General features: G+C 29.5%; 12 protein-coding genes and 1 riboswitch. Of the genes, 3 read left to right on the plus strand and 9 right to left on the minus strand.

Annotated elements, in window-relative coordinates; genetic code table 11:
• Positions 1-86: 86 nt before the first annotated feature.
• The 3 genes from I4V16_RS14290 to I4V16_RS14300 form a co-directional block, all read right to left on the minus strand.
• Positions 87-674 (minus strand): ECF transporter S component, encoded by a 588-nt coding sequence (locus I4V16_RS14290; RefSeq protein ID WP_049178451.1) that lies wholly within the window; start codon positions 672-674, stop codon positions 87-89.
• A gap of 206 nt (positions 675-880) precedes the next feature.
• Positions 881-996: riboswitch (FMN riboswitch) on the minus strand.
• A 114-nt stretch (positions 997-1,110) separates the two neighbouring features.
• Complete coding sequence (locus I4V16_RS14295; RefSeq protein WP_195966915.1) at positions 1,111-3,282, minus strand: Tex family protein; 2,172 nt, start codon at positions 3,280-3,282, stop codon at positions 1,111-1,113.
• 78 nt (positions 3,283-3,360) lie between these two features.
• Positions 3,361-4,083 (minus strand): HAD family hydrolase, encoded by a 723-nt coding sequence (locus tag I4V16_RS14300; protein WP_195616785.1) that lies wholly within the window; start codon positions 4,081-4,083, stop codon positions 3,361-3,363.
• Positions 4,084-4,227: 144 nt separating this feature from the next.
• Between I4V16_RS14300 and I4V16_RS14305 the strand changes: the two genes are divergently transcribed.
• The 3 genes from I4V16_RS14305 to I4V16_RS14315 all read left to right on the plus strand — a co-directional run bounded on the left by I4V16_RS14305 (position 4,228) and on the right by I4V16_RS14315 (position 6,882).
• The gene (locus tag I4V16_RS14305) at positions 4,228-5,031 is read left to right on the plus strand and encodes an MBL fold metallo-hydrolase (RefSeq protein WP_195542481.1); all 804 of its coding nucleotides are present in this window, start codon (positions 4,228-4,230) and stop codon (positions 5,029-5,031) included.
• An 81-nt stretch (positions 5,032-5,112) separates the two neighbouring features.
• Positions 5,113-5,448, plus strand: a complete 336-nt coding sequence (locus I4V16_RS14310; RefSeq protein ID WP_195573035.1) for a hypothetical protein — start codon at positions 5,113-5,115, stop codon at positions 5,446-5,448.
• Positions 5,449-5,514: 66 nt separating this feature from the next.
• Positions 5,515-6,882: a M28 family metallopeptidase gene (locus I4V16_RS14315; RefSeq protein ID WP_049178446.1), complete on the plus strand. Its 1,368-nt coding sequence runs from the start codon at positions 5,515-5,517 to the stop codon at positions 6,880-6,882.
• A gap of 128 nt (positions 6,883-7,010) precedes the next feature.
• Here I4V16_RS14315 and I4V16_RS14320 read toward each other — a convergent pair whose 3' ends face one another.
• The 6 genes from I4V16_RS14320 to I4V16_RS14345 all read right to left on the minus strand — a co-directional run bounded on the left by I4V16_RS14320 (position 7,011) and on the right by I4V16_RS14345 (position 12,063).
• Positions 7,011-7,568: a GNAT family N-acetyltransferase gene (locus I4V16_RS14320; RefSeq protein ID WP_099328864.1), complete on the minus strand. Its 558-nt coding sequence runs from the start codon at positions 7,566-7,568 to the stop codon at positions 7,011-7,013.
• Positions 7,569-7,892: 324 nt separating this feature from the next.
• A complete protein-coding gene (locus I4V16_RS14325) occupies positions 7,893-8,813 on the minus strand; it encodes a HAMP domain-containing sensor histidine kinase (protein WP_099328865.1) in 921 nt (306 codons plus the stop codon).
• Positions 8,814-8,832: 19 nt separating this feature from the next.
• A complete protein-coding gene (locus I4V16_RS14330; RefSeq protein WP_049178443.1) occupies positions 8,833-9,570 on the minus strand; it encodes an ABC transporter permease in 738 nt (245 codons plus the stop codon).
• A 14-nt stretch (positions 9,571-9,584) separates the two neighbouring features.
• A complete protein-coding gene (locus I4V16_RS14335; RefSeq protein ID WP_049178442.1) occupies positions 9,585-10,349 on the minus strand; it encodes an ABC transporter permease in 765 nt (254 codons plus the stop codon).
• A complete protein-coding gene (locus I4V16_RS14340) occupies positions 10,333-11,265 on the minus strand; it encodes an ABC transporter ATP-binding protein (RefSeq protein WP_049178453.1) in 933 nt (310 codons plus the stop codon). Before I4V16_RS14340 ends, I4V16_RS14335 begins: the two co-directional genes overlap by 17 nt.
• A 108-nt stretch (positions 11,266-11,373) precedes the next feature.
• The gene (locus tag I4V16_RS14345; RefSeq protein ID WP_049178441.1) at positions 11,374-12,063 is read right to left on the minus strand and encodes a response regulator transcription factor; all 690 of its coding nucleotides are present in this window, start codon (positions 12,061-12,063) and stop codon (positions 11,374-11,376) included.
• Positions 12,064-12,305 lie beyond the last annotated feature (242 nt).

The raw sequence follows: 12,305 nt of genomic DNA on the forward strand, positions 1-12,305 counted from the left end.
GAAGAGAATTCAAATTCATGAATTCTCTTCTTTCTTTTTATCGGATTGTATCAAATTTATTTTGATACAGCTCCTTTGTATTTCCCCTAATTTTCTTTTCTTAATTCTTTGGATTTATCAAAACCCGGATCAACTTTAAATATACTTACAGATAATTTCTTATATACTAACATAGTTATTGCCGACACCAAAATAGCTTTTAGTCCGTTAAATGGTATTAAACCTACCATTACATATTGAGTTATATCAATCTTTCCCGACATACCGAAAACAGGTAACAACAAGTATATATTTGCTAAAATTCCTGCTACCTCCATAAATAGTCCACCAACTATCATTCCAATAATAGCACTCTTCTTACTTTTATTTCTATGATAAATCATTGCTGCTGGTACTACAAAAGATACACCTATTATAAAGTTTGCAAGTTCCCCTACAAAACCTGTTGCAGTTCCTGTCATTAATAGATTTAAAAGAATTTTTAAACCTTCTATAATAACACCTGCCATTGGTCCAAAGGCAAAAGCTCCTATAAGAACTGGTAACTCACTTAAGTCCATCTTTAACCATGGAAATAATGGTATTAGTGGTATTTCAAAAAGCATAATTACCACTGCAATTGCACTAAGTAATGCAATTTTAACAAATTTACTAAGATTTTTTGAAGTATTCATTTTCCCTTCTCCTCCCAAAAGTTAATCTTCTGGGGTAGCTTATTAGAATTTAGCTTTTTAATCATATTTAATATAGCCTCCGGAAAACTATTTATACATCTTAGTGTATAAAAATATGATTTAAAAAATAAAAAAGCCCTGATAATAATTATCAGGGCCACAAAAAAACACACTTATTATAGAGCTAGCTCTACTAAATCCTAATACGTTACCTTCTTTCATCCAGACTATACTGTCGGCCTCGGAGTTTCACCGAATCTGCTAAAAATAGCTCGCGGGCTTTACCGCCGGTGGGGAATTACGCCCCGCCCTGAAGATTTATTTAATTTACAAATATATTATACATATATGTACAAACATATTCAAGTTATTACTATATTTTTTTATACAACTAAAAGAGAGAAGTCTCCTTAGACTTCTCTCTTTTAGTTGTATTCTACTCATCTTCCTTAATATCTTTCATAGTTAAAGCAATTCTATGTCTCTTTGTATCTACTTCCATTACTCTAACCTTTATTACATCTCCAACCTTAACAATATCAAGTGGATGCTTTACAAATCTATTAGCCATTTGGCTCTTATGAACTAATCCATCTTGGTGAACTCCAATATCAACAAAGGCACCAAAATCAGAAACATTTCTTACAGTTCCCATAAGAACCATACCTGGTTGTAAGTCCTCAAGGTTAATTACACCAGTCTTTAAAATAGGTTTTGGCATTTCATCTCTTGGGTCTCTACCTGGCTTTTGAAGTTCTTTAATTATATCCTTTAATGTCATTTCACCAATTTCTAATTCTTTTTCTATGTTCTTTAAGCCCTTTTCTGCAACCCTATCCTCAATATCAGAAAGCTTATTGTTCTTTAAATCTTCACTAGTATATCCCAGTAACTTTATAAGTTCTTTGGCTTCCTTATATGATTCTGGGTGAACAGCAGTGTTATCTAAAGGTTCTTTACTTTCTTGAACTCTTAAGAAACCAGCACATTGCTCATATGCCTTTTGACCTAATCTCTTAACTTTTAAAAGCTCTTTTCTTGCTTTAAATCCACCTTGTTCATCTCTATAATCAACTATATTCTTAGCTATAGCTGCATTTATACCTGAAACATATGTTAAAAGGCTTGGAGTTGCTGTATTTAAGTCTACACCAACCTTATTTACTGAATCTTCAACAACACCCTTTAAAGATTCCTCTAACCTTTTTTGAGTAACATCATGTTGATATTGACCAACTCCTATTGCTTTAGGATCAATTTTAACAAGTTCTGCCATAGGATCTTGTAATCTTCTACCTATGGATATTGCTCCTCTTACAGTAACATCTAAATCAGGATATTCCTTAGTTGCAAGTTCTGATGCTGAATAAACTGAAGCTCCTGCCTCTGAAACTATAACATAAGCTACTTCTTTTCCACTTTCTTTCTTAATTTCAGAAATCATTTCTGCAATAACTTCTTCAGATTCTCTTGATGCTGTACCATTTCCTAAAGAAATAACATCTACATCATATTTATATATTAATTCCTTTAATGTCTTCTTAGTTCCTACAATATCTCTCCTTGGAACTGTTGGATATACTGCTACATTTTCAAGGAATTTACCTGTACTATCTAATACTGCTATCTTACATCCTGTTCTAAATCCAGGGTCATATCCCATAACAGTCTTTCCTTTAATAGGTGCTTGCATAAGTAAAGCCTTAAGGTTTTCCTTAAAAATTAAAATTGCCCCTACTTCTCCCTTATCAGTTAATTCACTTCTTATTTCTCTTTCTATTGAGGGGAATATTAATCTCTTGTAAGCATCCCTAATTGCTAACTTTAACTGCTCATCTGAAACTTTATTTCCCTTAAGAATTTCTCTTTCTAAATAAGATATAATCTTATCTTCTCCAATTGTTATCTTAACAGAAAGAATTTTTTCCTTTTCTCCTCTATTAATAGCTAATATTCTATGTGGAGGTATCTTTCTAACCTCTTCACTATAGTCATAGTACATTTCATAAGGAGTTGTTTCTTCTGAAGATCCTTTAGACTCTATTAACCCTTCTCTCATTACTAATTCTCTTATGAATTTTCTGTACTTAGCTTCTTCTGAAATTCCTTCTGCAATTATATCTAAAGCACCTGATACTGCATCTTCTGCTTTTTCAACTCCCTTTTCTTCATCTATATACTTAGAAGCTTCCTGAAGTAAATCTCCTTTGAATGCACCTTCTAATATAAGATTAGCTAATGGTTCTAATCCCTTCTCTTTAGCTATAGTTGCTCTTGTTCTCTTCTTTGGCTTATATGGTCTATATATATCTTCCACTTCAGTTAAAGTTTCAGCCTTGCCTAATGCTTCTGTTATTTCTTGGGTTAACTTTCCTTGCTCCTCTATAAGCCTAGAAACATCAGCTTTTCTCTCATCTAAATTCCTTAAATAAGTTAATCTTTCAGAAAACTTTCTTAAAACTTCATCTGAAAGTCCACCTGTTTTTTCTTTTCTGTAACGAGCTATGAAAGGAACTGTGTTTCCTTCATCTAGCATTTCTACTACATTATTTACTACTCCAATCTTTAGTTCTAATTCCTTGGCTAATCTTTCTTCAATACTTACCATTTTTTCCTCCTAAGATTTACCTCTATATTAATAGTATTTTTCTATTATATGCTTTTTTATTCCTTTTGAAAATAATAGTTACTCTTCTAATAACTTCTTAAGCTCTATCCAATTATTAATTTCTATATAATCAACCATTGGTGTATATTTTTCTTCCCTAAGTGCTCCTTTAAACCATATAGGTTTTATGCCACTTAAACTAGCTCCTTCAACATCAGCAATTACATTATCTCCACAAAACCATACATCCTTACTCTCTAAATTAGCTTTTCTAAGTGCTAATTCAAAAATTCTTTTATGAGGTTTCTTAAACATATATTCACTTGATGCAATAATAAACTCAAAATGATTATTAGGAAGAAAGGTATTTATCCTATTTTTTAAGGTTTCTCCACTATAGCTTAAATTACTAATAACACCAGTTCTTATTCCTTTTTCATGTAAAAAGTTTAATAAAAGTTCAATATTTTCTACTGGTTTTCCTGGTGCTGAAGCATCCCAGAATATTCTATCCATCTCATTTTGAGTAAGATCAAACTCAATTCCAAAATAATCATATAAATAATTTTGAAAACAATAATTATGGACCTCTATACTATTAAAAAACTTTTTGCCATCACCTTCTCTTCCAATTTCAATATTTAGTTCAGTATAAAAATCAAATACTTCCTCTGCACTAATATTATTAGGATTCTTAGTTGCTTTACCTAAAAGAACATTTAATCCTTCTAACCTATTAAATTTTTGTTCTTCAATAAGAGTCTGTCCATAGTCAAAAAGTATCATCTTTGGATAATCCATATATTCTTCCCCCTTTAAACCTCTTTCACCATCCTATAATATCATTTTTTTCAATATTATTGAAATCACTTTTTTCTTTTCTTGTGATTTTTTCTTACTCTCTTTATAATAATTATTATTTATACTGCAAAGGAGAAGGTGTTAATGGAAAAGATAAACATGCTTGGTACAGGCTCTGCTATGGTTACTAAATGCTATAATACTTGCTTTACTATTTCTAACAATGATGAGTACTTTTTAGTTGATTGTGGTGGGGGGAATACCGTTCTTACTAACTTAGAGAAATCAGAAATCCCTATTAATAAAATTCATAATATGTTTATTTCACATAACCATAACGATCATATATTAGGTTCTATATGGGTTATAAGAGCTGTGTGTAATAATATTCTCAATGGAAAATATGAGGGAAACTTAAATATATACTGTCACCAATCTTCAATAGATGCTATCAAGAGTATAAGCTTTTATGTACTCCAAAATAAATTCACAAAATTCTTTGATAACAGAGTACTCTTCATCCCAATAAATAATGGTGATGAAGCTGAAATACTTGGAAGAAAAACTATATTTTTTGATATAAAGAGCACTAAACAACTTCAACATGGATTTAAAACTTATCTTCTAAATGGTAAATCTCTTACTTTCCTTGGTGACGAACCCTATAGAGAATATGTTAAAGATTACTGTATAAATACAGATTATCTTATGCATGAAGCTTTTTGTTCTTATGAAGATAGAGAAATTTTTAAACCTTATGAAAAGCATCATGCTACATCAAAGGATGCTTGTGAAAATGCAGCAAAACTTAATGTAGGAACTGTAATTCTATATCATGCTGAAGATAAAAACTTAGCTACAAGGAAGGAACGCTATATTAAGGAAGGTAAAGAAGTTTTTAATGGAACTATCTATGTTCCAGATGATTTAGATATTATTAAACTATAAAATAAAGTAGAACTTATCCTTTTATATTATGTAACCTTCTGATATAATATAATTTGTAAATATTTTACAGTAGGTGATTTTATGAATAAAATGATACAAAAAATAGTCTCTCTAGCATTACTTTTTTTAATAAGCCTCTTAGTATTAGATTATTTTAAAATAATAGAATTTAATAATGTTTTAGGAAGTTCCCTAGCTTTTATAACAATTGTTTTAATAGTTTTTTCTTCTACATCTGTAATATGTACAAGCAAATCTGGATTAAATAAATTTATAAACTATTTAATTTTAACTGCAATCACTGTAGGAATAGTTCTTAGAATTATTTACGGAAAATTAAATATGGTTATATATGCCGCACTACTACTTACAGTTGTTTACGCATTAATGGATATGCTCTATAAAAGACCAGACTAACATAATCATAATATTGCCCCTGAATTAATAGTATTAAATGAATAACTATTAATTCGGGGTTTTATTATGAAAAAAATTATTTACAGCATTGCCACCTTACTTTCCTTAACTGGACTCATAGTTTGTATATTTTTCAAAAGTAGTTACTACAACTTCAATCCTTCAAATGTTAAAAAAAATATAGAATATCTTTCTTCAGAAGAACTTAAAGGAAGACTTTCTGGAAGTTCTGAAAATGAAAGAGTTGCAAATGAAATAGAAGGACTATTTAAAGAACTTAATCTTAAACCTTTAAATAATGAATATAAACAAAGCTTTAATGTAAATGCTCCTATTTTCACAGGAGGTACCCCTACTCTTAAATTGTTGGCAGGTGAATCTGTTGTGCAAGAATTTAAATTGGGTGATGAATTCAAAGAGGACATGCTTAATTTCAAAACAACCTCTATTCAATTTACAAAGAATGATAAGTATGACATCTATAAAAGCGGATTTGCATTTCATAAAAATAATGAAACATACTTTTTTACCTCTAACTTAAATAAAGAATCCTCCTTTAGAAGCTCTTTTTGGAATGAGGCTCCATATTCTTTTGTTATAGAGATAAATATTGATACTTTTAACGCAATACTAGATGGTATAAGAATGGGATATACCTTAGATGTAAGTTTGCCATATAAGGTTGAAGAAAAAACTATATACAACGTTTGTGGTATGATAGAAGGTACCTCGAAAGACCTACCTCCTTTAGTATTTACTGCACACTTTGACCATTTAGGTGCCGATAGTTTAGGAACAGTTTATTCTGGAGCTTTAGATAATGCATCAGGTACAGCTTTTTTATTTGAACTAGCAAAAACCTTTTCCACTTTAAGACTTCCTGAACGTGATATTATATTTGTTGCTTTAAATGCAGAAGAATTTGGTCTACTTGGTTCTAAGGCTTTTGCAGATAAATATAAGGATGAATTAAGTGGTGCAGAAATAATCAATTTTGATATGGTAGGATGTGAAGATTATCCAATAACTATGATGAGTAGTGCATCTAACCTTGATAAAACTACTCCTTTAATAGATAGCTTAATTGAAATATGTAATAACTTTGATATTGAAAATAAGGTTACTTATCAAGATTCAAGTGATCATGCTAGTTTCTGTAACGATGGCTTTGACTCATTAACATTATCTCATTCTAATACCACCAATATCCACACTCCAAATGATACTGTAGACAAAATATCAACTAGAGGAATCTCTCAAGTCTATGAAGTTGTAGAGTGCAAGACAATAGATTATGCTTACAATAATATAATATTAATTTTCTATAACTCAAAAACACTAATCCTTTTTGCCTTAACTTCTATTGCCTTATTACTTATTGGATTAGTTAAATTAAAACATATTGTAATAAAAGATGAAGATTTAAGTGCTTAAAAAAGTGGAGTGGATATTTATTTTTCTTGTTCCGTCGCAATCTCTAAGTCACAGAAAAATAAATATCTATTCCCTTTCTACTAAAGGTAAGGAAATTATAAAACTATTATCTGTGATTTTATATTTTCCTATGTCATTTTATAATCTTCTTTCAATAAGGAATACCATGCTGCATCACAAATCCCCTGATTATTTATATCGGATTGTCTAAGAGTCCCTTCATACTTTAAACCGCACTTCTCCATAACCTTGCCAGAATTTGTATTCCTCGGATCATGTCTTGACTCTATTCTATTTATTCCAACCTCTTCAATTAAAAATTTTATAACTGCTAAAAAGGCTTCAGAAGTAATTCCTTTATTCCACCAACGTCTTCCAATACAATATCCTATATGAGCACTTCCTACTTCTTCATTCAATCTAACTACCCCAATTGAACCAATTACCTGACCAATTTCTTTTAGCTCTATCCCCCAATCATAGGTTCTGGGATCACTATAATTACTTATTAAAGACTTTATATATTCTTTAGATATATCTAAACTCTTATGGGCAGGCCACATCAAATACTTAGTAACCTCATTATCACTTGCCCAATTATGAAACATAACTTCTCCATCATCTATGTTAAATTTTCTTAAAATCAATCGATTAGTTTCTAATGTTACCGTACCTAAATTCTTCATATTATACCCCCAATTAATCTCTATAAAATTATTTTTTATTATTAAATTTTATTTCTAACAAAACTTTTATATGTGACTAAAATATGAGCAATTCCCCAAACCCCTGTTGGTATAAAAGCTACGAAATTCCCAATGCAAATTTCACTTAGAATAAAGTATACAACGGGAAATACGGCCATACAAATAAGTATCACAAAATTTATTTTTCCTAAATTTAACTTTATTTATTCTTAAGTTCTTGCTCACTATAATGTTTCCTAATCTATTTTATCTTAATTATCTCGTTTATTTATATTAACTAATTAAACCCACAAAAAGAAGCTATCAATAATAGCTTCTTTGTTTAAATTGTTTCCATTTTAATTTTATATATAGCTTATTATCTTCTTTTTCCGCCCAAATCTTTTGTCCTTGCTTCTCTACCAAAACCTTAGTTATTGCAAGACCTAATCCTGTATTTTGTCCTGTTCTCATTCTATCCCCAGTAAAAAATCGTTCAAAAATCCTTGATGCATCATCCTTTTTCAAACTACTTGCATCATTACAAAAAACTATTAACACTCCATTTTTTTCTTTCTTTAACTCAATTGATAAATCTCCTTCTGCATGCTTTAATGCATTTTGAATTAGATTAGTAAAAATTCGATTTATAGCTTTTTTGTCACCGTATACTAACGGGATATTCTCTTCAATATCAATCTTTGGCTCTAATCCCTTGCTAATAAATTCACTATAGAATGAAGCTATATGGTCACATAAAATATTACTTAAACTAACCCATTCACAATCAATAACATATTCATCTGCTTGCAATCTTGATAAGTCATAAAAACTAGATATTAATTCTTTTAAATTGTTAGACCTTGATTCTAGAATAGATATATATTGTTTTTTCTCCTTCTTAGTTATATCCTCATCCTGAATTAATTGGATATAACCTATTATAGATGTTAATGGAGTTCTTAGATCATGAGATATATTTGCAATAGATTGCCTTAGTTCTATATCCTTCTTTTTATATTCTTCAGTTATTTTCTTATTAATCTTTAAAGATTTATTTATTTCTTCTATTAAATCTTCTATCTTACTATTAGGATATCCCATTCTAAGCTCTTCATTGGTCTCACTATCATTTATTTCTCTTAACTTTTCAGTTAATTTTTCAATCTCCCTACGTCTTAAAATAAGTAAGGTAATTGTAATACAAAGAAATACTAGTAATATACTTATTATTAAATTTTGCACTACACTCACCTTCCTTTTATTAAACTTCTCTTCTCCTAAAAATCAATAATGATATGGTAGTAAAAAATATAACTGTAAAAATTCCAACCCATAAAACATGAATCATCATATCATTTGTAGCATTAAAATTACCAACTATATATGCTTGTGGAATTATAAGCCATCTCCTTAATATACTTACTCCGCTCCACGCCCTTCTACCTAAATTAGCTATAATGCCTTCTGATAAAGCCAAAGAAAAAATATACATTGCTGGCGCCATACTATCTATTTTTAATAATACAACCCAAAAGTTTGCGATTGCAAGGCTCCCAATAAAAATTGGGTATACACATAATATCCTTATAATAAAGCTTCTAAAAATATCGCTTGTATAACCTTCTCCACCTTCTAAAAAACACATCCCTATGATTAAAGCTAAAACTATTAATATAAATGTTATAGTTCCCATAATACCTTGACCAATAAATTTAGCTATATATATCTTACCTCGAGATACATTTGAAGTTACTGTATTCTTTATTGTTCCATACTTAAACTCTTCACCAAAAAGCACTCCCAAGAATGCTAACATAAAAAGAGCTGCTTCTATTCCTAAGTTTGAAACTTTCTCTATTACATATAGTTTCGTAGTACTTCCTTCAAATATAAATAATGCAAATACCAAAAATGTTATTCCTAATAACACACCATTAAAAACATAGATATACGGTCTATGAATAAATTTGTACAGTTCTGATTTTACTATGTTTAACATACCCCTTCCCCCTCTTAAGCTTCTTGTTTCTTATAGATACTAACAGAAGCCGCGGTAAACAAGATTATATAGCATAAACTTACTGTAAATACTTTAGGTAACTCTCCCCAACCTGAAAATAATGTTGATATATCTCCAACTTGGGTAGATAAAAATATCCATTGAACTTTTCCTATACCACTCCATACTGTTCTTTCAATAATATAAATCACATTAGAAATTTGCATCAATATAAAATAGTATATTATACATACTATAGATTGCTTTTTAAAAATAACTCCTAAAAAGTTTACTATAGAAATCCCTCCTATATACGGAATTGTGCTTATATAAAACCTTTTAATAAACTCTATAATAAGTTCTTTATTGTAACCCTCTCCTGGTTCTAATAAACTAAGTAATAATAGAAAAATTATCATACAAATAGTTGCTACTATATATGCAAGAATAACTTGTACTATAAACTTACTAAAGAATATCTTAGTTCTTGATACGCTAGAAGAAATTAAATTTTTCAAACTTCTATTCCCATATTCTTCTACTAAAACCACTCCAAATATCATCATTAAATAGAAAAAGAATGTAAAAGCGTTAAAATCGCAAATCAAGTTTATCATTTCAACTCTTGTTATTCCTCTTAACTCTACTATATTTATATTTAGAGTCCCCTTGGCGGACAACATAACCAAAGTTATACCTACAACTAAAGCTCCACATACACTATACATAAATGGACTTCTTAAATATCTATAAATATCTGCTTTAATTAACTTTACCATTTTTTTCGCCCCCTATTAGGTTGATGAAATAATCCTCTAAACTACTTCCCACCTTATCTAAAGAGGACACCATAACCCCTCCATTAAGTAGCTCTTTGTTAACTATAAATGGCTCTTCTAAATATTCATAAACATTAATTAAGTTATTATTTAAAACCTCATATTTATTACAATTTAATTTTTCCTCTAATATTATTGCTGCTTTTTCAGCATTATCTACCTTAATCGCTAAACAGTGCTTACATTTTTCTGCTAATTTCTCTGCTGATATCTCTTCTACTAATTTCCCATCATTAATAAATCCATAGCAAGTAGCAAGTTGAGAAAGTTCTCCTAATATATGACTAGATATTAAAATAGTAATATTTTTAACCCTATTTAAGTTTATTAAAAGTTGTCTTATTTCTTTAATCCCCATAGGATCTAATCCATTAATAGGCTCATCTAATATTAATAAATCTGGGTTTCCCATAATGGCTAGTGCAATTCCTAATCTCTGCTTCATCCCAAGTGAAAAACCTTTAAATTTCTTCTTTCCTACATCTTCTAGGCCTACAAGTTTTAATGCTTCATCAACACATTCTTTTCCTACTATTCCTCTTTGAATCCTATAATACTCTAAATTTTCTTTTGCAGATAAATATGGGTAAAAACATGGTGATTCTACAAGACATCCTATTTTCGAATGTACTTTTATCCTGTCCTTTTCCGAAGTCTTCCCAAACAACTCCACTTCACCATCTGTAATATTGGCTAAAGATAATGCCATTCTGATTATTGTAGTTTTACCAGCACCATTTTTTCCAATTAGTCCATATATATCACCTTTATTAACTGTTAGATTAACTTTATCTACTACATATTTATCTCCATACTTCTTACTTAAATTTCTTGTAACAAGTACATTTTCTTTCATATTTATCATCCCTTCCTCTATATTTTCTCTTTAAGAGCTCTCTTACAATTCCTATTGTAAAATCAATAAAACAAGATATCTTAAAGAAAACATTAAGAAAGTATTAAGTTAATCAGCTAATTTAAATCCTATTCCCCATACAGTTTTGATGTACTCATTATCTTTATCAATACTACTAATTTTTGAACGTAAATTACTCACATGAACATTAACCGTGTTATCATCTCCAAAAAAATCATCATTCCACACATGCTCAAACAAATTCTCTCTAGTAAATACTTTTTTAGGATTACTCATTAGCAACTCCAATATAGAAAACTCTTTCCCTGTTAGAGTAATTCTTTCATTCTTAACTCTAACTTCTATTTGCTCTTTATCCAATACCAACTCTTTATACTTAAGCACTTTTTTAGAATTTTCTCCTATAGAAAACTTAGTGTATCTTCTAAGCTGCGCTTCAACCCTAGCTAATATTTCTTTGATATCAAATGGTTTAGATACAAAATCATCTGCCCCCATTTTTAGAACATTTACTTTATCATCTAAGGCTGTTTTAGCTGAAATAACTATTATAGGCATATTTTTAGTTTCTCTAATATTCCCAATTATTTCTTCCCCAGTCATTCCAGGAAGCATTAAGTCTAATAATACTAACTGAAAATTATACATATTTAAAAGCATCTTTCCTTCTGTTCCTGAAAAGGCTTGTCTAACATTATATCCTTGCTTAATTAAAATCTTATAAATCAAATTATTTATACTTTCGTCATCTTCTATAACTAATATATTTTCCTTCATATAGTTCTCACTCCTATAACATAGTAGATTATATCTTAATTATAATATTTTATAAAAGTAAACTAGAAATTGCAAAATAATTTACCATCATTAATTACTCTCGCTCATAGTTAGGTAATTATAACCTTTTAATGATCTGAATTATGCATAGGAATACAATCCTATGGGATTGCATAAGTTCATCTATTTTATCTTAATTACCTGGTTTATCTATATTAACTAATTAAACACTCTTTTTACCT

Origin of the sequence: Clostridium sp. 1001283B150210_160208_E6 (genome assembly GCF_015669365.1) — a bacterium.
Classification (GTDB): domain Bacteria; phylum Bacillota; class Clostridia; order Clostridiales; family Clostridiaceae; genus Clostridium; species Clostridium paraputrificum.

What these genes read in the sequence shown, in the direction of transcription:
- I4V16_RS14290 (WP_049178451.1), bottom strand. Translation starts at nt 674, where the DNA reads ATGAATACTTCAAAAAATCTTAGTAAATTTGTTAAAATTGCATTACTT.
- I4V16_RS14295 (WP_195966915.1), bottom strand. Translation starts at nt 3,282, where the DNA reads ATGGTAAGTATTGAAGAAAGATTAGCCAAGGAATTAGAACTAAAGATT.
- I4V16_RS14300 (WP_195616785.1), bottom strand. Translation starts at nt 4,083, where the DNA reads ATGGATTATCCAAAGATGATACTTTTTGACTATGGACAGACTCTTATT.
- I4V16_RS14305 (WP_195542481.1), top strand. Translation starts at nt 4,228, where the DNA reads ATGGAAAAGATAAACATGCTTGGTACAGGCTCTGCTATGGTTACTAAA.
- I4V16_RS14310 (WP_195573035.1), top strand. Translation starts at nt 5,113, where the DNA reads ATGAATAAAATGATACAAAAAATAGTCTCTCTAGCATTACTTTTTTTA.
- I4V16_RS14315 (WP_049178446.1), top strand. Translation starts at nt 5,515, where the DNA reads ATGAAAAAAATTATTTACAGCATTGCCACCTTACTTTCCTTAACTGGA.
- I4V16_RS14320 (WP_099328864.1), bottom strand. Translation starts at nt 7,568, where the DNA reads ATGAAGAATTTAGGTACGGTAACATTAGAAACTAATCGATTGATTTTA.
- I4V16_RS14330 (WP_049178443.1), bottom strand. Translation starts at nt 9,570, where the DNA reads ATGTTAAACATAGTAAAATCAGAACTGTACAAATTTATTCATAGACCG.
- I4V16_RS14335 (WP_049178442.1), bottom strand. Translation starts at nt 10,349, where the DNA reads ATGGTAAAGTTAATTAAAGCAGATATTTATAGATATTTAAGAAGTCCA.
- I4V16_RS14340 (WP_049178453.1), bottom strand. Translation starts at nt 11,265, where the DNA reads ATGAAAGAAAATGTACTTGTTACAAGAAATTTAAGTAAGAAGTATGGA.
- I4V16_RS14345 (WP_049178441.1), bottom strand. Translation starts at nt 12,063, where the DNA reads ATGAAGGAAAATATATTAGTTATAGAAGATGACGAAAGTATAAATAAT.